The organism is Streptomyces sp. NBC_00536, from assembly GCF_036346295.1.
Taxonomy (GTDB): Bacteria; Actinomycetota; Actinomycetes; order Streptomycetales; family Streptomycetaceae; genus Streptomyces.
This window is the reverse complement of record NZ_CP107819.1, coordinates 1,344,869-1,365,208: the sequence shown is the minus strand read 5'-3', so window position 1 is coordinate 1,365,208 and position 20,340 is coordinate 1,344,869. Positions and strand designations below refer to the sequence as shown.

General features: G+C 74.6%; 15 protein-coding genes. 6 read left to right on the top strand and 9 right to left on the bottom strand.

What is annotated here, in order from left to right:
• The first annotated feature begins 191 nt into the window (after positions 1-191).
• Positions 192-4,241, top strand: a complete 4,050-nt coding sequence (locus OHS33_RS05675; RefSeq protein ID WP_330329276.1) for a Pls/PosA family non-ribosomal peptide synthetase — start codon at positions 192-194, stop codon at positions 4,239-4,241.
• Between the two features lie 44 nt (positions 4,242-4,285).
• Here the strand turns inward: OHS33_RS05675 and OHS33_RS05670 are convergent, their stop codons facing one another.
• The gene (locus OHS33_RS05670) at positions 4,286-5,149 is read right to left on the bottom strand and encodes a DMT family transporter (protein ID WP_330329275.1); all 864 of its coding nucleotides are present in this window, start codon (positions 5,147-5,149) and stop codon (positions 4,286-4,288) included.
• A 95-nt stretch (positions 5,150-5,244) separates the two neighbouring features.
• Between OHS33_RS05670 and OHS33_RS05665 the strand changes: the two genes are divergently transcribed.
• Entirely contained in the window at positions 5,245-5,823 is a 579-nt protein-coding gene (locus tag OHS33_RS05665; protein ID WP_330334917.1) for a helix-turn-helix domain-containing protein, read from the top strand.
• Positions 5,824-5,836: 13 nt separating this feature from the next.
• On the opposite strand, the gene OHS33_RS05660 is transcribed toward OHS33_RS05665, so the two are convergent.
• Positions 5,837-6,241, bottom strand: coding sequence for a CoA-binding protein (locus tag OHS33_RS05660; RefSeq protein ID WP_330329274.1), 405 nt, complete (start codon positions 6,239-6,241; stop codon positions 5,837-5,839).
• Between the two features lie 96 nt (positions 6,242-6,337).
• On the opposite strand from OHS33_RS05660, the gene OHS33_RS05655 reads away from it, so the two are divergent.
• Positions 6,338-6,964, top strand: coding sequence for a YigZ family protein (locus OHS33_RS05655; RefSeq protein ID WP_330329273.1), 627 nt, complete (start codon positions 6,338-6,340; stop codon positions 6,962-6,964).
• A 42-nt stretch (positions 6,965-7,006) separates the two neighbouring features.
• On the opposite strand, the gene OHS33_RS05650 is transcribed toward OHS33_RS05655, so the two are convergent.
• Both OHS33_RS05650 and OHS33_RS05645 read right to left on the bottom strand, forming a co-directional pair.
• Positions 7,007-7,960, bottom strand: coding sequence for a M56 family metallopeptidase (locus OHS33_RS05650; protein WP_330329272.1), 954 nt, complete (start codon positions 7,958-7,960; stop codon positions 7,007-7,009).
• On the bottom strand, positions 7,957-8,352 hold the full coding sequence (locus OHS33_RS05645; RefSeq protein WP_330329271.1) for a BlaI/MecI/CopY family transcriptional regulator: 396 nt from the start codon (positions 8,350-8,352) through the stop codon (positions 7,957-7,959). Before OHS33_RS05645 ends, OHS33_RS05650 begins: the two co-directional genes overlap by 4 nt.
• Positions 8,353-8,562: 210 nt before the next feature.
• Between OHS33_RS05645 and OHS33_RS05640 the strand changes: the two genes are divergently transcribed.
• Positions 8,563-9,747, top strand: a complete 1,185-nt coding sequence (locus OHS33_RS05640) for an exonuclease SbcCD subunit D (RefSeq protein WP_330329270.1) — start codon at positions 8,563-8,565, stop codon at positions 9,745-9,747.
• The gene (locus OHS33_RS05635; RefSeq protein WP_330329269.1) at positions 9,744-12,758 is read left to right on the top strand and encodes an SMC family ATPase; all 3,015 of its coding nucleotides are present in this window, start codon (positions 9,744-9,746) and stop codon (positions 12,756-12,758) included. Before OHS33_RS05640 ends, OHS33_RS05635 begins: the two co-directional genes overlap by 4 nt.
• Before the next feature lie 62 nt (positions 12,759-12,820).
• Here OHS33_RS05635 and OHS33_RS05630 read toward each other — a convergent pair whose 3' ends face one another.
• A complete protein-coding gene (locus OHS33_RS05630; protein WP_330329268.1) occupies positions 12,821-13,267 on the bottom strand; it encodes an Lrp/AsnC family transcriptional regulator in 447 nt (148 codons plus the stop codon).
• Between the two features lie 94 nt (positions 13,268-13,361).
• Between OHS33_RS05630 and OHS33_RS05625 the strand changes: the two genes are divergently transcribed.
• Positions 13,362-13,889, top strand: a complete 528-nt coding sequence (locus tag OHS33_RS05625) for a rhodanese-like domain-containing protein (protein ID WP_330329267.1) — start codon at positions 13,362-13,364, stop codon at positions 13,887-13,889.
• A gap of 94 nt (positions 13,890-13,983) precedes the next feature.
• Here OHS33_RS05625 and OHS33_RS05620 read toward each other — a convergent pair whose 3' ends face one another.
• The 4 genes from OHS33_RS05620 to OHS33_RS05605 all read right to left on the bottom strand — a co-directional run bounded on the left by OHS33_RS05620 (position 13,984) and on the right by OHS33_RS05605 (position 20,031).
• On the bottom strand, positions 13,984-15,681 hold the full coding sequence (locus OHS33_RS05620; protein ID WP_330329266.1) for a DUF885 domain-containing protein: 1,698 nt from the start codon (positions 15,679-15,681) through the stop codon (positions 13,984-13,986).
• A gap of 165 nt (positions 15,682-15,846) precedes the next feature.
• Positions 15,847-17,337 carry a GNAT family N-acetyltransferase gene (locus tag OHS33_RS05615; RefSeq protein ID WP_330329265.1) on the bottom strand — a complete coding sequence of 497 codons (1,491 nt, stop codon included), beginning with the start codon at positions 17,335-17,337 and terminating at the stop codon, positions 15,847-15,849.
• A gap of 120 nt (positions 17,338-17,457) precedes the next feature.
• A complete protein-coding gene (locus tag OHS33_RS05610) occupies positions 17,458-19,020 on the bottom strand; it encodes an alkaline phosphatase D family protein (RefSeq protein WP_330329264.1) in 1,563 nt (520 codons plus the stop codon).
• A gap of 153 nt (positions 19,021-19,173) precedes the next feature.
• Positions 19,174-20,031: an alpha/beta fold hydrolase gene (locus tag OHS33_RS05605; RefSeq protein WP_330329263.1), complete on the bottom strand. Its 858-nt coding sequence runs from the start codon at positions 20,029-20,031 to the stop codon at positions 19,174-19,176.
• Positions 20,032-20,340: the final 309 nt, after the last annotated feature.

Sequence of the window (20,340 nt, the reverse complement as noted above, 5' to 3'; positions counted from 1 at the left end):
TCCCGCCCGCGGCAAGGCTCTTGACGTGCCGTTGGGGTTCCGGGCGGCCTGTTCGATTTACGGAACCATGGCTTCCGGACGGTGAACCGGAGCGCGCCGGACGGTATCTGTGGATGCGTGCGGCGGACGCCGGAGCCAGGCATCCGACCGTGCAGAATACGCACGTCACACAGCCGAACAGAGGCGCACCGATGCCAACTCACCCGTCCGGCCCCCTGCACCGCCCGGCGCCCGCCGAAGCGGCGCGGGGCGCGTGTCACTTCGGTGCGCCCTCCGCCCCCGCGCGCACGCTCCTGGACGTCCTCGACGCCACCGCCGCCGCGCACCCCCGGGCCACCGCCCTCGACACCGGCGCCGAACGGCTCGACTACCGGACGCTGACCGCCGAAGTCGCCGCCCGGGCCGAACTGCTGCGCCGGGCCGGAGCCGGGGTGGGGGACCGGATCGGGATCCGCGTCCCCTCCGGCAGCGCCGAGCTGTACCTGGCGGTCCTGGCCGTGCTGCGCTGCGGCGCCGCCTACGTCCCGGTGGACGCGGACGACCCCGACGAGCGGGCCGCGACCGTCTTCCGGGAGGCGGGCGTCTGCCTGGTGCTCGGCGCGGACGGCGCGATGGCGCCGGGCGCGGTACCGCCCGCCGGGGCAGGTGGCGCCGCCCGCCGCGCCCCCGGCCCGCAGGACGACGCGTGGATCATCTTCACCTCCGGCTCCACGGGCGCCCCCAAGGGCGTGGCCGTCACCCACCGCAGCGCCGCCGCGTTCGTCGACGCCGAAGCCGGGCTGTTCCTGCCGGAACGCCCGCTGGGCCCCGGCGACCGGGTGCTCGCCGGACTGTCGGTGGCCTTCGACGCCTCCTGCGAGGAGATGTGGCTGGCCTGGCGCCACGGCGCCTGCCTGGTCCCGGCCCCGCGGGCGCTCGTACGGGCCGGGCACGAGCTGGGTCCCTGGCTCGTCGAGCGGGGCATCACCGTCGTCTCGACCGTGCCCACGCTCGCCGCACTGTGGCCCGCCGACTGCCTGGACCGGGTCCGGCTGCTCATCGTCGGCGGCGAGGCCTGCCCCGCCGAACTCGTCGACCGGTTCGCGGTCGGCGGGCGCGAGATGTGGAACACCTACGGCCCCACCGAGACCACCGTCGTGGCCTGCGCCGCCCAGCTGCGGCCCGGCGACCCCGTGCGCATCGGACTGCCCCTGGACGGCTGGGACCTGGCCGTCGTCGACGAGGCCGGGGAGCCGGTCGCCCGCGGCGCCGAGGGCGAACTGGTCATCGCCGGGGCCGGCGTCGCCCGCTACCTCGACCCCGTCAAGGACGCGGACCGCTTCCGGCCCTGCCCCGCGCTGGGCGCAGCCCGCGCCTACCGGACCGGTGACCTGGTGCTGGCCGACCCCGACGGCCTGATCTTCACCGGGCGGGCCGACGACCAGATCAAACTCGGCGGCCGCCGGGTGGAACTCGGCGAGATCGACGCCGCGCTCAGCGCCCTGCCCGGGGTCCTGGGGGCCGCCGCGGCCGTGCACACCACCCCGGCGGGCGGTCAGGTGCTCGCCGGGTACGTCGTCCCCGCGCCCGGATACGACCGTGCGCGGGCCAGGGAGGCACTGGCCCGGGGGCTGCCCGCGGCGCTGGTCCCGGTGCTCGCCGAGATCGCCGAACTGCCCACCCGAACCTCCGGCAAGGTCGACCGGGACGCCCTGCCGTGGCCGCTCCCGGGCGCCGCGGAGCCGGAGCCGTCCGGGCTGCCGGACGCCACCGGCCGGGAGCCGCTCGGTCCGGCCGAGGCGCGGCTGGCCGACGTCTGGGCGGAACTGCTCGGCACCCGCCCCGGGCCCGGATCCGACTTCGTCGCGCTGGGCGGCACCAGCCTGACCGCCGCCCGGATGGCCTCCGTGCTGCGCGAGCGCCACCCCGGGGTCTCGGTCGCGGACCTCTACCGGCACCCCGTGCTGCGGGACATGGCCGCGCATCTGGCGGGCCTCGCCCCGGCGGCGGACCCGTCGCGGTCGGGGTCGGCCTCGTCGGCTTCGTCGTCCGCCCCGTCGTTCTCGGGGGAGCCGGTCCCGCGGACGGCGCCGCCGCTGCGCCGCCGGACCGGCGCGGCCCAGATCCTCGTCCAGTGCGCCCTGTTCGGGGTGACCGGGCTGCGCGGGCTGGTCGGCCTGGCGGCCATCGACAACGTCCTCGCCGTGCTGGCCCCCAAGGCCTGGACCCCGTACACCTCGTGGTGGCTGGTGCTGGCGGGGTGGGTGGTGCTGTTCAGCGCCCCGTCCCGGTTCGCCCTGGGCGCGGCCGCCGCGCGGCTGCTGACCCGGGGGATCACCCCCGGGGCCCACCCGCGCGGGGGCAGGGTGCACCTGCGGCTGTGGGCCGCGGAGCGGACCGTGGCCGCCTTCGGAGTCCCCGCGCTGCTCGGCACCCCGTGGGCCGCCTGGTACGCGCGCTCGCTCGGCTGCACGACGGGGCGCGACGTGGCCCTGCACGCCATGCCGCCGGTGACCGGGCTCGCCGAGCTGGGCGACGGCTGCGCGGTCGAGCCCGAGGCGGACCTGTCCGGGTGGTGGATCGACGGCGCGACCCTGCGGGTGGGGGCGGTACGGGTGGGCGCCGGGGCCCGGGTGGGGCACCGGTCGATGCTGATGCCGGGTGCCGTGGTCGGACCCGGCGCCGAACTCGCCGGGGGCGCCTGCCTGGACGGCGAGATCCCCGCGGGCGCCGACTGGGAGGGCTCCCCGGCCCGCCCGGCCGCACATCAGCGGCCGCGGCCGTTCGCTCCGGAACCGTTCGCTCCGGAAGCGTACGAGCCGTACGAGCCGTTCGCGCCGGAGCCGACCGCGCGGGTGCGCGGCGGGCGCTGGAAGACCGCCTACGCCGTGTCCCTCGGCGTGCTCCCGCTGCTGCCGCTCGTCGCCGCCGCGCCCGCGCTCGTCGGGACGTACTACCTGATCAAGGAGTGTGTGACCCTCGGGGCGGTCGCCTGGTGGCTGCTGCTCACCGTGCCCGTCTCGACCTGCGTCACCACCCTCGGCTGGATCCTCACCGTGGCCGCCGTCGTCCGGCTCCTCGGCCGTGGCATCACCCCCGGTGACCACCCCGCCGACGGCGGCGTCGCCTGGCGGGTCTGGCTGGTGCACCGGCTGCTCGGCGGCGCCCGGGCGTCCCTCTTCCCGCTGTACGCGGGCCTCGCCACCCCCCTGTGGCTGCGGCTGCTCGGAGCCAGGGTCGGCCGCCGGACGGAGATCTCCACGGTCCTGACCCTGCCCTCGCTCCTCACGGTCGAGGACGGGGCCTTCCTGGCCGATGACGTGCTGGCCGCCCCCTACGAACTGCGCGGCGGCCGGATGCGGCTGGGCGCGGTCCGGATCGGGCGTCGCGCCTTCGTCGGCAACTCCGGCATCGTCGGGCCCGGCCGCACCGTCCCCGACCACGCGCTGATCGGGGTGCTCTCCGACGCCCCCCGCCGCAGCGAGCCCGGCACCTCCTGGCTCGGGCGTCCGACGATGCCGCTGCCGAGGGTGGCGGACACCCCGGACGCGGGACGCACCTTCGAGCCCGCCGCGCCGCTGGTCCTGGCCCGCGGGCTCGTCGAACTGTGCCGGCTGGTCCCGCTGATGTGCGGACTGGCGCTGGCGGAGGGTGTCCTGCTCGCCCAGCAGAACGCCCTCGACTCGGGCGGCCTCTGGCTCGCGGCCCTGGTCGGCGCGCCCCTGCTGCTGGCCGCGGGGGTGGCGGCCGCGCTGACGGCGACCGCCGCGAAGTGGATGCTCGTAGGCCGCTTCCGGGTGACCGAACGCCCCCTGTGGAGTTCCTTCGTCTGGCGCAACGAGCTGTACGACACCTTCGTGGAGTCCCTGGCCGTGCCGTGGCTGGCCGGGCCCTTCACCGGGACGCCCGTGCTCAACTGGTGGCTGCGCAGCCTGGGGGCCCGGATCGGCCGGGGCGTGTGGTGCGACACGCACTGGCTGCCGGAGACGGATCTGATCGCGCTCGGGGCGGGGGCGACCGTCAACCGCGGCTGTGTGCTCCAGACACACCTGTTCCACGACCGGATCATGCGGATGGACACGGTCGATCTCGCCGAGGGCGCCTCGCTCGGCCCGCACAGCATCGTGCTGCCGGGCAGCGCGGTCGGCGCCCACGCTTCGGTCGGTGCCTCCTCCCTCGTGATGCGCGGCGAGACGGTCCCGCCGGCGACCCACTGGGCGGGCAACCCGATCGCCGGGGCCGCCGCCCCCGCCATCGAATGACCCCCACCGGCCATCCCCTGGCCGGCCCTCCCTGGTCCGGACTGCTACCCCGCGGCCAGCAGGACGGTGCCGGCCAGGGCGAGGCCGGCGCCCGCCGCCTGGACCGTGCGCAGCCGTTCCTTCAGGAGGGCGAAGGCGGCGAACGCGGTGATGACGGGGTACAGCGAGGACAGTACGGCGGCCACCGTCACCGGACCGTTCTGCGCGGCGACCGAATAGGTGCCGTTGGCCGCGACGTCCGCGAGCCCGACGAAGGCCAGCGCGGGCAGCATGGACCACAGCGTCGAGCGGCCGCCCGCCGGGAGCACCGGGTTCCCGCGGCGCGCCGAGGCCCAGAGCGCGGCCCCGCCCGCCGCCACATTGGTCACGCGCTGCACGAACAGGGCGAGGAACAGGCTCGTGAGCCCGCTGGAGGCCTCCGAGATGAGGGCCATGACCGCGCCGAAGCCGAAGGCCGCGCCGAGGGTGAGCAGCAGCGCCTGCCGCTGTACGGGCGCCCCGCGCAGCTCGGGCCCGCCCGCCAGCAGGATGCCCACCAGGGCCACCGCGATCCCCGCGATCTGGCCGAGCCCCGGCCGCTCGCCGAGCATCAGCCCGACCCCGACCGGTACGACGACCCCGAGCGAACCGAGCGGCGAGACCACGCCCATCGGACCGAGCGCGAGCGCCTTGTAGAAACTCAGCATGGCGAGGGGCCCCACCAGGCCCGCGGCGACCGCGAACCACAGCTGCGGTCCGGCCTCGCGCCACGCGCCGGTGCCGAGCACGATCGAGCCGAGCACGACGACGGCGACGGCCTGGGAGGCGACGACCACGGTGAGCGCCGGGATCCTGCGCGTCAGCAATCCGCCCCCGAAATCGGCGAGACCCCACAGAATGGCTGTGGCCAGGGCGAACAGGGCGGTCATGGCAGGACCTCGCAGTACAGTGCATTGAACCAGTGAGTGCAATGCACGATAGTTCAACCCATTGAACTCTGTCATCCAGAATATTGGACGGTATGGTGTCGGATCTCGAACAGCTCACCCAGGCGCTCGCCCGGAACCTCAAGAAGTGCCGCGGCGAGCGGGGTTTCACCCTGGACGCGCTGGCGGCCCGCGCGGGGGTGAGCCGGGGGATGATCATCCAGATCGAGCAGGCCCGTACGAACCCCAGCGTCGGCACCACCGTCAAACTGGCCGACGCCCTCGGCGTCAGCATCACCACCCTCCTCGACCACGAGCCCACCCCCCGGGTGCACGTGGTGCTCCCGGGACAAGCGGTGCGGATGTGGTCGACCGAGGGCGGCAGCGGCAGCGACATGCTGCTCGGCGACGACCGGCGCGGGCCGCTGGAGATGTGGGCGTACCGGCTGGAGCCCGGCGAAGGCACCGCCTCGGACCCGCACCCGGCCGGCACCGTCGAGATGATGCACGTCACGGCCGGGGCCCTCACGCTCCTGGTCGACGGCCAGGAGTACGCCGTACCGGCGGGCGGAGCCGTGTCCTTCGAGGCGAACGCACCGCACGCCTACCGCAACGACGGCCCCGTCCCGATGGAGATGACCATGGCGGTGTCCATCCCGCCGCTGGGGCGCCCGTAGGCAGTCCTTGCCGTTACAGGGCCGGGATCTCGATCGCCGGGCATCGGTCCATGACCATGTCCAGCCCGGCGGCGGTCGTCCGGGCGAAGGCTTCCTCGTCGACCACGCCGAGCTGGAACCAGACGGCCCGGGCACCGGCCGCGACGGCCTCGTCCGCGACCGGACCGGCCAGCGCGCTGTTCACGAAGACGTCCACCACGTCCACCGGGAACGGGATCGCGGCCAGCGAGGGGTACCCCTGCTCGCCGTGGACCGTTTCCGCCTTCGGGTGCACCGGGACCACCCGCTTCCCGAACCGCTGGAGCACCCGGGCCACGCCGTAGGCGGCGCGGTCGCTGTTGTTGGACAGCCCCACCACCGCCCAGGTGTCGCCGTGCTCGGTGAGGATCCTGCGGATGGTTGCCGGGTCGCCGTACACGCGCGCCGCCTCCTGCTCTCGCGGGCCGGCCGGGTGCCGCCCGCACCCGGCTTCAACAGGGAGGACACCTGTCCGATTCCCCTTAGGGTGGAGCGGGTGAAGGCAGACCAGTACGTCACGGTGGCCCGCGAGGGCGTCCACGAGTCCGAGATCAACCGCTCGCGCTTCCTCTGCGCGCTCGCGCCCGCCGCGACCGAGCGCGAGGCCCAGGACTTCGTCGCCCGCATCCGCAAGGAGCACCCCACCGCCTCGCACAACTGCTACGCCTACGTCGTCGGAGCCGACGCCTCCGTCCAGAAGGCCAGCGACGACGGCGAACCCGGCGGCACCGCCGGAGTGCCCATGCTGCAGATGCTGATGCGGCGCGACATCCGCTACGCCGTGGCCGTGGTCACCCGCTACTACGGCGGCGTGAAGCTCGGCGCGGGCGGGCTGATCCGGGCCTACGGCGGCGTGGTCGGCGAGGCCCTCGACACCCTGGGCACCGTCACCCGCCGCCGCTACCGCCTCGTCACCGTCACCGTCGACCACCAGCGGGCCGGCAAGACCCAGAACGACCTGCGCTCGACCGGCCGGACCGTGGTCGACCTGCGCTACGGCGCCGCCGTGGAGATCGAGATCGCCCTGCCCGAGGCCGATCTGCCCGCCTTCGAGGCGTGGCTCGCCGACAGTACGGCGGGCAGCGCGACCCTCACCCTGGGCGGCGAGACGTACGCCCCCTGAGGTGGGACCAGCGCCCCTTGAACGGAGCGGTGGGCGGCGGGGTCACTTCCCGGCGGACTCGCCCTGCGCCGCCTCGATGCCCGCGTGCAGGTCCCGCGCCGCGTCCAGGGCCGCGGCGCCGGACAGGACCAGGCAGGCCAGCAGGGCGGCGGCGGTGAGCCGCCGGGCCGTACGGGTACGCGGCGCGGGCGCGGCCTCCACCGGACGGCCGAGCAGGGCCGCCACCCGGCGCGGTACCGGACCGGCCGTCGCGGCCAGCGCGAAGGCGGGCCGGGCCGGGCCGGGCGTCCCGGCGGCGCGCGCGGCCAGCGCGGCCCGGCCGATCGCCCGGGCCGTCAGACCCCGGTCGCCGGTGGCGCGCGCGGCCGCCTCGTCGGCGCTGCGCTCCAGGGCGTAGGCGAGCGGTTCGCGCAGCGCGCGCAGCGCCGGATGGCACAGCGCCGCCAGGTCGACCACGGCCGCGAAGAGGTGGTGCCGCTCGCGCAGGTGCGCGCGTTCGTGGGCGAACAGCGCCTCGCGCTCGGCGGCCGACAGCGCGTGCAGCATGCCGGTGGTCACCACGATCCGGCCCGGGCTTCCGGGCAGCGCGTAGGCGTCCGGCCCCGGCTCGTCCAGGACCACCAGCTCGCCGTGGGCGTGCGCCGCCAGCCGCCCGGCGCGGCGCACCTGGGCCCACCGCCGGTTCGCGCCCCGCACCAGCCGCGCGACGGACCAGGCCAGCAGGGCCGCGGCCACGACGGCCACCGCCACCACGGCGTCGGGCGAACCCGTCCGCAGGGGGGTGAGCAGCCTGCCCAGGACCGCCACGACGCGCAGGTGCGTGGCGCCGGGGACGACGAGCAGGGCGAGCGCCACCGAACTGCCGAGGGCCAGACCGGCCGCGGCGACGGTCAGCAGCCACGCGGCCTGCCGGGGCGGCAGACAGGCCGCCAGCCGGTGGCCCACGGGTCCGGCGAGGAAGGGGACGAGGAGCGGCAGCCAGACCGCGTAGATCATGCGGTGCCCCCGTCGGTGCCTCCGTCGCCGCCTCCGTCGAGCAGGGACCGCAGCAGCTGTTCGTCGTCGTCGCTCAGCTGGGAGACGAAACGGGTCAGCACCGCGCCGCGGTCCTCGGTCTTCTGCAGCTCCGAGTGCATGCGCCGAGCCGTGAGCCCGGAGGCGTCCTCGGTCGGGAGGTAGGCGAAACCGCGCCCGGAGCGGGTGCGGGACACCGCGCCCTTCTCGTGGAGCCGGGACAGGATCGTCGTGACGGTCGTCCGCGCGTGCGAGGTGCCCAGCGCCCCCTGGACCTGGCCGGGGGTCAGCGGCGCGGCGGCCGCCCACAGGACGGCGAGCACCGAGGACTCCAGCTCGCCGGCCGGTAGCCGTTCCGGGTTGGCCTCACCCATCGGGACGCTCCTCGCTTCTGCCGTCTACGGTGATGTAGACCGTCTACGGCAGTGTAGTGCGGCGGTGCTCCGCCGTCCGTAACGGTTCCGGTCCCGTCCGCCGGTGCACCGGCATTAGAGTGGAAGCCGCCGACCGCCGCACACCCTGCCGGTCCGAGCGGGTTCCGCGGGTCGAGGAGGATCGGTACACGTGCAGGTCGGGGACGCGTCATGAGACTCCTGCACACCTCCGACCTCCACCTCGGCCGGGCCTTCCACCGGGTGAACCTGCTCGGGGCCCAGGCCGCCTTCGTCGACCACCTCGTCGAGACCGTCCGCGCGCGCGAGGTGGACGCCGTGCTCGTCGCGGGCGACATCTACGACCGGGCCGTGCCGCCCCTGCCCGCCGTCGAGCTGTTCGATCAGGTACTGCACCGCCTCGCCGACCTCGGTGTGCCCACCGTGATGATCTCCGGCAACCACGACTCCGCCCGGCGGCTCGGCGTGGGGGCCGGGCTGATCGGCCGGGCCGGGATCCACCTGCGGACCGACCCCGCCGGGTGCGCCGACCCCGTCGTACTGGGCGACGTACACGGCGAGGTCGCGCTCTACGGGTTGCCGTACCTCGAACCGGCCCTGGTCAAGGACGCCCTCGACGCACCGAAGGTGAGCCACGAGGCGGTGCTCGGCGCCGCCATGGACCGGATCCGCGACGACCTCGCCACCCGCGGCCCCGGCACCCGGTCCGTCGTCCTCGCGCACGCCTTCGTCACCGGCGGCCAGGCCAGCGACAGCGAACGCGACATCGCCGTCGGCGGGGTCGAATCGGTGCCCGCCTCCCTCTTCGACGGCATCGACTACACCGCACTCGGCCATCTGCACGGCTGCCAGACGATCAACGAACGGGTCCGCTACTCCGGTTCCCCGCTCGCCTATTCCTTCTCCGAGGTCCACCACCGCAAGACCATGTGGCTGATCGAACTGGGCGCCCCCGGCACGGACGTGGTGGCCGAGCGGATCGACACCCCCGTGCCGCGCCCGCTCGCCCGCATCCGCGGCCCCCTGGAGGAACTCCTGGAGGACCCCGCGCTCGCCGGACACGAGCAGGCGTGGGTCGAGGCCACCCTCACCGACCCGGTCCGCCCCGAGGACCCGATGGCCCGGCTCACCGTCCGCTTCCCGCACACCCTCAGCCTCGCCTTCGACCCCCAGGGCCGCGAGGAGGACGACGGCGCCTCCTACGCGCAGCGCCTCAAGGGCCGCAGCGACCAGGAGATCGCCGAGGACTTCGTCACCCACGTCCGCGGCGGGGGCGCGGCCGACGAGGGCGAACGGGCCGTGCTGCGGGCCGCCTTCGACGGCGTGCGCGTGGACGGCGCGCTGCTCGACAACGGACACCGGGAGCGGGAGCGATGAGGCTGCACCGGCTCAAGGTCACCGCCTTCGGGCCCTTCGCCGAACCCCAGGAGATCGATTTCGACGCGCTCTCCGGCGCCGGGATCTTCCTCCTGCACGGGCCCACCGGCGCGGGCAAGACCTCCGTGCTCGACGCGGTCTGCTACGCCCTGTACGGCTCCGTCCCCGGCCCGCGCCAGGCACCCGGCACCAGCCTGCGCAGCGACCACGCCGCCCCCGAGACGGCCACCGAGGTCACCCTCGAACTCACCGCCGGCGGCCGCCGCCTGGAGATCACCCGGCGCCCCGAACAGCCCCGCCCCAAGAAGCGCGGCACCGGCACCACCAAGGACAAGGCCCAGAGCCGGCTCCGCGAACACCTCGGCGAGCCGGGCTGGCAGGGACTCAGCCGCTCCCACCAGGAGATCGGCGAGGAGATCGAGCAGCTGCTCGGCATGAGCCGGGAACAGTTCTGCCAGGTGGTGCTGCTGCCCCAGGGCGAGTTCGCGCGGTTCCTGCGCGCCGACGCCGAAGCCCGTGGCCGACTGCTGGGACGGCTCTTCGACACCCGCCGCTTCGCCGCCGTCGAAACCCTGCTCGCCGAACAGCGCCGGGCCGCCGAGGCCAAGGTGCGCGCGGGCGACGAGAAGGTCCTCGGCACGGCCCAGCGCCTCGCCCAGGCCGCCGGGGACAGCGCCGACCTGCGCGCCTGGCCGCATCCCGCGCACCAGCCCGGCGACCCCGGGCTCGCCGAGGCGGTACGGGCCTGGGCGGCCGTGGCCCGCTGCTCGGCCCGCGAACGGCTGACCGTACGCACCCACGCCCTCACCGCCGTCGAACACCGGCACGCGGCGGCCCGCCGGGCCGCCGAGGACGCCCGCGAACTCGACCGGCTCCAGCGGCGCCACGCCGAAGCCGTGCACCGCGCCGAGGTCCTCGCCGAGGCCGCACCCGAGCGGGAACGGGTCCGCACACTCCTCGACCGGGCCCGCCGGGGCGCCCTGGTGGCCCCCGCCCTCGACCTGCGTGAAGCGGCGGCCGCGGCCCACCGGGCCGCCGCGCACGCCGTCGACGACGCGCGGCGACGGCTGCACCCCGACCTCGCCGAGGCGGGCGCCGAGCAGCTCGCGGCCCTCGAACAGCGACTGCGCGGGGAACTCGGCGCGCTCGGCGCCGCCCAGCGCGCCGAACAGCGCAGCGCCGACATCTCCCGCGAACGCGCCGCCCTGGACCGCGAGTCCCGCGCCGCCGAGGAACAGCAGCAGGAGTCGGCCGACTGGCTCGCCCGCTGGGAACCCCTGCGGGCCGCCTTGCGCGAACGCGTGGACACCGCCCAGCAGGCCGCGACCCAGGCCGAACACCTGGCGGGCCGGCTGGAGCCCGCCCGGCAGCACCTGGCCGCGGCCCGGCGCCGGGACGCGCTCGCCGCCGAGGCGCGGGCCACCTCCGGCGAGCTGCTCTCCGTACGCGAGGAGTCCGCGGCGGCCCGGGAGCGCTGGCTGGAGCTGAAGGAGACCCGGCTGCGCGGGATCGCCGCCGAACTCGCCGAGGCACTCGTCGCGGGGGAACCGTGCACCGTCTGCGGCTCGGCCGACCACCCCGCACCGGCCCGCCCGGCCCCCGGCCATGTGGACCGCGCCGCGGAGGACGCCGCCCACGCCCGCTTCGAACGGGCCGAGGAACGGCGCGCGCGGACCGAACGCGAACTGGCCGCGGTGCGGCAGGCCCACACCGACGCGGCGGCCGCCGCCGGGGACGCCACCACGGCCGAACTGCTCGACCGCGCCCAGGAGCTGACCGCTCTGCACGCGGCCGCCCACTCCGCGGCGGCGGGACTGCACGGAGCCCGAGAGCGGCTGGCCCATGCCGAACGCGAACACGCCTCCCGCAGCGCCGACCGGCTCGACGCCGAACGCCGCATCGCCGCCCGCTCCTCGCGCCGCGAGGCCCTGGACGAGGAACAGCAGGCGCTGGAGGAGGAACTGGCCCGCGTCCGGGCCGGCTCGGCCAGCGTCGGCGACCGCGCCCGGCTGCTGGAGACCCGGGTCCGGCTGGTGGCGGACGCCGCCGCCGCACTGCACCGCGCCGAAGCAGCCGCGGAACGCCTGAAGGAAGCCGACGGACGGCTCGCCGACGCCGCCTTCCGGGCGGGCTTCGACACCACCGAGGCGGCCGCCGACGCGGTGCTCAGCGCCTACGAACACAGCGCCCTGCAACGCCGGATGGACGCCTGGCAGGCCGAAGAGGCGCTGCTGGCCGACCGGTTCGCCGAGGCCGACGCGGCCCGGGCGGCCACGCAGCCCCCTGCCGACCCGCGCGCCGCCGAGGAACGGGCCGAACGGACAGCGGCCCGGCTGCGCACCGCCGGTTCGGCCGCGGACGCCGCGCGGCAGCGCTGCGCCGAACTGGACCGGCTGTCCCGGCAGGCCGAGAGCGAACTGCGCGCGCTCGGCCCGCTCCGCGAGAGCTACGACCGGGTGGCCGGCCTGGCCGGTCTCACCGCGGGCACCTCCGCCGACAACGAGCGCAAGATGCGCCTGGAGGCCTACGTACTGGCCGCCCGGCTGGAACAGGTCGCGGCGGCCGCGACGGTACGGCTGCTGCGCATGTCCGGCGGCCGGTACACGCTGGTCCACTCCGACGCCAGGGCGGGCGGCCGGGGCCGCTCCGGACTCGGCCTGCACGTGGTCGATGCCTGGACCGGCAGTGAGCGGGACACCGCCACCCTGTCCGGCGGCGAGACCTTCTTCGCCTCGCTCGCCCTGGCGCTCGGGCTCGCCGACGTGGTGACCGACGAGGCGGGCGGGATGCGCCTGGACACCCTCTTCATCGACGAGGGCTTCGGCAGCCTGGACGAACAGGCCCTGGACGAGGTGCTCGACGTACTCGACTCGCTGCGGGAGCGGGACCGCAGTGTCGGGATCGTCAGTCACGTCGCGGACCTGCGCACGCGGGTCCAGACCCAGTTGGAGATTGTCAAGCAGCGAGGTGGTTCGGTGGTGCGCCACCACACGGGCGACGCCCCGTCGTAGTCAAGGGTGCCCGCGCGGGCGTCACCCGACCGTCACGGAGGGTGAGTATCCATTGCTTTCCGTCAGGGACTGAGCGGGCGCCGGGACAGTGGCGAGGAGTAGATGACGCTGGTCGTCACCGAGCCGAGCCCGGCGATCCTGCCGGTGACCTCTTCGAGGTGGGACATCGAGCGGGACACGACCTTGAGGACGAAGCAGTCGTCACCCGTGACGTGGTGGGCCTCCAGGATCTCCGGCGTGGCCTCCAGGAGATCGTGGAACGGCTTGTAGTTCCCGTGCGGATAGCGCAGCCGCACCAGCGCCATGATGGACTTCCCGAGCTTCTGCGGATCGACCGTCGCGGTGTACCCGGTGATCACGCCCGCCTCCTCCAGCCGCCGCACCCGCTCGGTGACGGCGCTCGGGGACATCGCGACCGCGCGGGCCAGCTCGGCGAAGGTGGCGCGGCCGTCGGCCTGGAGCGCCTCCAGGATGCGCCAGTCGGTGGCGTCAGGGGAATAGTCGGTCATGTGCCAGGTCTAGCAGGGGAAATCCCGGCGGAGCAAGCGGAAGCCAGTGGAATTCCACTTCCAAAGATGATCACGCGATCGTAGATTTTGAGCCATGACGACGACGCAGCAGCCCACCGCCACCGGCACCGCCCACACCGCCACCACCAACTCCGTGCTCCGGGTGCCCCCGGCCACCCCCGCGGCGGCCGCCGCGTACTTCGCCGCCAGCCTCGCCTTCCACGCGGACGTCTCCGACGTCGCCGGCGCCCTCAAGGCCCACCGTGAGCACGGCGCCGAACTCGGCTTCCAGATCATCGACTCGCGCTCCACCCCCTCCTGGGACCAGGCCCACATCCCCGGCGCGGTCCACCTGCCCACGGCCCTCATCCCCGAGCAGGCCGAGCGGCTCCTCGACAAGAATGTCCCCGTGGTCACGTACTGCTGGGGCCCCGGCTGCAACGGCGCCACCCGCTCCGCCCTCGCCCTCGCGCAGCTCGGCTTCCAGGTCAAGGAGATGCTCGGCGGCATCGAGTACTGGATCCGCGAGGGCTTCGAGGTCGAGACCTGGCAGGGCCGGGAGCAGCGTCCCGAGGCCGACCCGCTGACCGCCCCCACCGACTCCGACGACTGCGGCTGCTGACACCGGGGCACACCTGGCCCCTGACTTCTGGCCGCAAGACGACGGGCCGTTCACTCCCCGAGGGGAGCGAACGGCCCGTCGCGGTGTGCGGCGGTCAGAGCTTGGACAGCTCGTCCACCAGGTCGTCCAGGCCCAGCGAACCCTGCGAGAGGGCCGCCATGTGCCAGGCCTTCAGGTCGAAGGACTCGCCGTGCGCGGCGCGGGCGTTCTCCCGGCCCAGCAGCCACGCGCGCTCGCCCAGCTTGTAGCCGATCGCCTGGCCGGGCATCGAGACGTAGCGGGTCAGCTCGCTCTCGATGAAGTCCGCGGGGCGGCCGCTGTGCAGCCCGAAGAACTCCTGCGCCAGGTCCACGGTCCAGGTCTCGCCCGGGTGGAACGGCGAGTCCGCCGGGATCTCCAGACCCAGGTGCATGCCGATGTCGACGATGACCCGCGCGGCGCGCATCATCTGGCAGTCCAGGTAGCCCAGGCGCTGCTCGGCGTCCGTGAGGTAGCCCAGCTCGTCCATCAGGCGCTCGGCGTACAGGGCCCAGCCCTCGCAGTTGGCACTGACCCAGCCGACCGTGGCCTGGTAGCGGGAGAGCTGGTCCGCCACGTGCGTCCACTGCGCGAGCTGGAGGTGGTGACCCGGGACGCCCTCGTGGTACCAGGTCGAGACCAGGTCGTAGACGGGGAAGCGGGTCTGGCCCATGGTCGGCAGCCAGGTGCGGCCCGGACGCGAGAAGTCCTCCGAGGGGGAGGTGTAGTACGGGGCCGCGGCGCCGCCCGCCGGGGCGATCCGGGACTCCACCTTGCGCACGCGCTCGGCGAGTTCGAAGTGGGTGCCGTCGAGGTTCTGGATGGCCTCGTCCATGATGCCCTGCAGCCACGCCTGGACCTCGTCGACGCCCTCGATGTGGGTGCCGTGCTCGTCGAGGTGGCGCAGCGCGTCCCAGGGGCTCGCGTCGGGCAGGATCTTGGCCGCCTCGGTCTTCATCTCGGCGAGCAGCCGGTGGTACTCCGACCAGCCGTAGGCGTAGGCCTCGTCCAGGTCCAGGTCCGTGCCGTTGAAGTAGCGCGACCAGCGGGCGTAGCGCTCGCGGCCCACCGGGTCCGGGGCGCCCTTGACCGCCGGGGCGTACACGTCGCGCATCCAGTCGCGGAGCGCGACGACGGCCTCGTTCGCCCCCTCGACGGCGGCGTCGAGTTCGGCCCGCAGGGCCTCGGGACCGGCCGCGGCGAAGTCGGCGAAGAAGCCGGGGCCCTCGCCGTCCTCGCCGGCCCAGGTGCCGAGCTGGCCGATGAAGGTGGCGGTGGGGCGCGGGCTGCCGAGCAGGCCGCGGTCCAGACCGAGCTGGAGGCACTCGCGGTATCCGGCGAAGGCGGTGGGAACCGCGCGCAGCCGTTCGGCGATCGCGGCCCAGTCCTCGTCCGTGTCGGCGGGGGTCAGCGTGAAGACCTCGCGGACGCTGTGCGCCGGGGAGTGGATGTTGCTGACGGCGCGCAGGTCCTCGTCGGCCTCGTGCACGGCGAGTTCGGCGGTCAGGCGCTCGCGCAGCAGACGGGCGCAGCGGCGCTCGGCGTCGCTGTCGCCGCCGGGGAGCAGTTCGGCGGCGTCGAGCTTGGCGAGGGTGGTGCGGGCGAGTTCGGCGGAGGCCTCGCGCCCGGCGGGGGAGAAGTCCGGGAGTTTGGCGGAACTCGCGGCGACACCGAGGTAGGTGCCGGTGATCGGGTCGAGTGCGATGAGGTCGTCGACGTACGCGTCCGCGACCTGGCGGGGCAGCTGGTTGCCGCTGTGGAGGGTGTCTGACATTCGGACATCTTCATACGGGAGACCCGTCCGCGTCACTACCGTTCGCTCTCGGCAGCCTGACGTGCGCGAAAGCGCCGGGACACGGCGGCTCGCCGCCGCTTTCCGGTGGCGTGGGGGGCGGGTGCGCCACCCGGAAAGCGGCGGGCCGGACGCCCGGAGTGCGTGTCAGTTCTGGTGGCGCGGGCTCTCGTACGGGCGCTGCTCGCCCTGGCCGTGCGCCGGCCGGGAGCCGGCCGTGACGGCGTCCAGGCGGGCCGTGATCACCAGGGTGCCCTCCTCGATCTGGTAGTCGAGCGGGAGGCCGAGGCCGCGCATGGCGGCCACCATGCCGGTGTTCGAGGCCTGGGTGACGGCGTACACGCTGTCGCAGCGGGCCTCGACCGCCATCGAGATCAGCCTGCCGAGCAGTTCGGAACCGATGCCCCGGCGCTGCCAGTCGTCCTCGATCAGCAGGGCCACCTCGGTCTCGTCGCCGTCCCAGAGCAGGTGCCCGAGGGCCACCAGCTTCCCGGAGGCGGTGGTGGCGGCCAGGGTACGGCCGAAGCGCGGGCTCAGCAGGTGGCCGAGGTAGCGGTCGGCGTCGGCGACCGGCCCGTGGTAGCGCAGGCCCAGCGTCCGCTCGGAGCAGCGGTCGTGCATGGCGCGGGCCGCCGGGAGGTCGGATCCGTCCGCGCGGCGCACGGTGATCTCATTGCCCTCGGGCAGGGTCAGCACGTCCTGGCTGCGCGGGACGCGCGGGCCGAGCCGGGCGTCCAGCTCGACCAGGGCGCGGGCCCGCGCGAACTCGGTCGGGGTGAAGGGAAGGTAGGGGCGCTCCACGGTGATCGCACCGCCCGAGGGGTCGCGCAGCCGCATCGTGGTGGACTCCAGCACGCCCTCGACGGGAGCGTGGGCCGCCGCGTTGGGGCGGCCGGTGAGGGTGGTGGCCGGGATCGAGTGGATCGTGCAGCGGCCGAGCAGCTGGCGCAGCGCGAGCGGCAGTTCGGCGGCGTCCAGGGCGGTCCGGGTGGCCAGCCCCAGCATCCGGGTCGGGGTGTCGACCAGGTCGTGGGCGTCGGCGCGCTCGATCCAGGTGCTGTGGCCGCCCGCCTGGGCGACGGCGCGGGTCAGCTCGGCGGAGGGCAGGTCCTGCGGGGCGCGCAGCAGGAACTCGTCGACCGTGCCCCCCTCGGGGAGCGGGTGGGTCTGCAGGGTCAGGATGTCGACGCGGTGGCGGGCCAGCGCGGTGCAGAGCGAGGCGAGGCTGCCGGGCTCGTCCCGTACGGTCGTGCGCATCCGCCACAGGGCGGTGGAGCCCGCGGTCACCGGGTCGGCCACGGCGTCCGCCGCACTCGCACCGGTACGTGCGTGCGCGGACCCCGTCACCTCGGCCCCGGCCGGGGCGCCGGTATCGGAGGGGGCGGTCGGACCCGGCGGCGGCGCGTGGCTGTGGCGGCGGGCCCACCAGGTGTGGAAACCGGCGGTGACCAGGAGCGCGACCGCCGAGGCGACCAGCATCAGGGGCCCGCTCGGACCGTGCACCACGAGATTGGCCAGGGCGTCGGCGACGGACACGGCGCAGAACAGCGCGGCCAGCTCGACGAGGTCGTGGCGCCAGTGGTGGGTGCGCTGGGGGCGGTGGGAACGGTGGGCGGCGGCGGGGCTGCGGTCAGTCATGCACACCACTGTGACGCGGGGGTGTTGCGTGATCACGAACGGTTTGTGACCGACTGGTTAAGTGTCGATCCGCTCGATTTCGCCCTGTTTTCCGGGCTCTCGGCAGCGTCGACGGCACGGCTACTGGCCCACCTGTCCCGGCCGGAGCGACTTGGTGAACAGTACGCCGCCACCCTGGCGGCGCAGCCGCACGGTCAGCTCACCGCTTGCCCCGTCGATCTCGACCTCCCCGTAGTACGGCGGGTTCTCGGCCGGCGACATGTTGCCCACCGGCGCCGACTGTACGTAGGCCCGCTCGGGCCCGAAGGTCGCGTCGAGCGCGCCGTGCGGGAAGCCGCCCGCGCCGATGGGCCCGGACACGAACTCCCAGAACGGCGCGAAGTCCTGGAAGGCCGCCCGCTCGGGGGCGTAGTGGTTGGCCGCCGTGTAGTGGACGTCGGCCGTCAGCCAGAGGGTGCCGGTGATCCGCTGGTGCTTGATGTGGCGCAGCAGTTCCGCGATCTGGAGTTCCCGGCCGAGCGGGGCGCCCGGGTCGCCCTGGGCGACCGCCTCGAAATTGGCCGTACCGTCGGCGACGACGATGCCGAGCGGCATGTCGGCGGCGATCACCTTCCAGGTGGCGCGGGAACGGGACAGCTCCCGCTTCAGCCAGGCCAGCTGCTCGGCGCCCAGGATGCCGACGGGGTCGGCGGCCTGGCGGTCCGGGGAGTTGGCGTTGCGGTAGGTGCGCATGTCGAGGACGAAGACGTCGAGCAGCGGGCCGTGGCGGACGACGCGGTGGACCCGGCCCTCGGCGCGCTCGCCGGGGTCGATCGCCCGGCCCGGGAAGTACTCGCCGAAGGCGCGGCGGGCGCGTTCGGCCAGGACGTCGACCTCCTTGACCGTGTAGCGCGGGTCCTCCAGCAGCTGGCCGGGGTACCAGTTGTTGCGCACCTCGTGGTCGTCCCACTGGGCGATCACGGGGACCTGCGCGTTGAAGGCGGTGAGGTTGCGATCGAGCAGGTTGTAGCGGAAGTTCCCGCGGAACTCGGCGAGGGTCTCGGCGACCTTCGACTTCTCCTCGGTGGTCACATTGCGCCAGGTCCGGCCGTCGGGCAGGGTCACGCTCGGCTGGAGCGGCCCGTCCGCGTAGATGGTGTCCCCGCTGAAGAGGAAGAAGTCCGGGTCGCGCAGGCGCATCTCGTCGAAGACCCGGTAGCCACCGAGGTCCGGATTGATGCCCCAGCCCTGGCCGGCGAGGTCCCCGGACCACAGGAAACGGACCCCGGAGCGGCGCGAGACGGGCGTGGTGCGGAAGGTGCCGTACACGGGTTCCCCGGTGCGCCGGGGGTCGTCCGGATCGGCCACCACCACGCGGTAGTGGACCTGCTGGCCCGGCGGGAGGCCGCGCAGGGGGGTGGTGCCGGTGAAGTCGGTGGCCGGGCCGAGCAGCGGGCCCGGGTGGCGGCGTACCCCGTGGCGGAACGATTCGGTGGGCGAGGTTTCCACGTACATCCGCGCGGGGCGGTCCGAACGGGTCCAGATCAGCGCGGACCGCTCGGTGACCTCACCGGACTGGGTGCCCCAGGAGGCACTCGGGCGGCCGGACCGGGCGAACGCCGGAGCGGCCAGGCCCAGCGGGAGGGCGAGCGCGGCGGACGCGGCGAGCGAACCGGTGAGCAGGGTCCGGCGGGTGTGCGGCATCGGTGCGGCTCCAGGGTTCCGGTCGGTCTCGCACGGGCCGGACCAGTGTGCCGCCGGCACACCGGCCCGCCCGCGTCGCGCACGCGAACCGTGGATGAACAGCCGTCAGCCGGACGGCTGCCCTTGGGTGAGTGCCCGTCAGGCGGTGGCCCGTCAGGCGGCGGCCGGGGCCGGGAGTCCGGCGCGGGCCGTGTCGAGGATGACCCGTGCCACCAGAGCGGGTGCGTCAGACATGGGAACGTGCCCGCAGCCGGGCAGCCGGACCAGCCGCGCGCCCGGGATGGTGTGCTTGGCGCGTACGCCCTGACGGCGCAGCAGCAGCCGGTCGCGTTCGCCCCAGGCGATGGTGACCGGCACCCCGGGCACGTCGTGAGTGAACCGTACGGAGCCCCCCGCGGCCAGGGTCGGCTCGAAACCGGCCGCCCCGCGCAGGGCCAGGGTCTCGGCGACCACGGCCTCGGGGGACCGGCGGGCGGGGCGGGCGTAGATGGTGCCGGTGAGGGCGGCCCGGCCCACGGCGCTGCGGGCGAGCCGCTCCACGGCGGGGCGCGGCAGGGCGTGGGCCCCGGCCCGCATGGCGCGCAGCGCACCGAAGGCGTAGCGGCGCTCGGCCTCGCTCCAGAACCCGGCGGGCGAGAGGGCGGTCACCGAGCGGGCCAGACCGGCGCGGCCCATTTCGAGCGCGAGCAGTCCGCCGAGGGAGTTGCCCGCGACGTGCGGACGCTCGACGCCGAGGGCCGCGCAGAAGGCACCGAGGGCGGGGGCGACGGTGGCGAGGTCATAGGGGACCCCCTCCGGCAGCGGCGCGGAGGCCCCGAAACCGGGCAGGTCGACGGCGATGACGTCGTGGTCCGCGGCCAGGATGTCGGTGACCGGCCGCCAGGCCTGGAAGTGGTGGCCGATGCCGTGGAGCAGCAGGAGGGGTTCTCCCGCGCCCTTGCGCTCGTAGGTGACGGTCGTGGTGCGGGGGCCGAGCGGGGAGTCGACGGCGAAGGAGGCGGTGCTGGTCATGCTGCTCCTCGGGTGCGGCGCGGACGGGTGTCGCGTGGACGGGTGGCCGGGTGTGGCCGGGACAGCTGTGAGACTCGCTGTCAGTAATGATTACCGCCCGGTAGCACCCGACTACAAGCCTCCGGAGCCGTCGAGAACATCCTGTGAACGGCTTGATGCGAATACCCGTTATGCCCGGCATAGGGATGAGGATTGGTCTTGACCAAGTCCAAGTGCCGTCCTATCGTCGCAGGGATAGTGCAAGGACCTTTAATAAACAAAGGCGCGGAACTGCCGCTGGAACACGGCGATTGCAGCGATGGCAGGAGG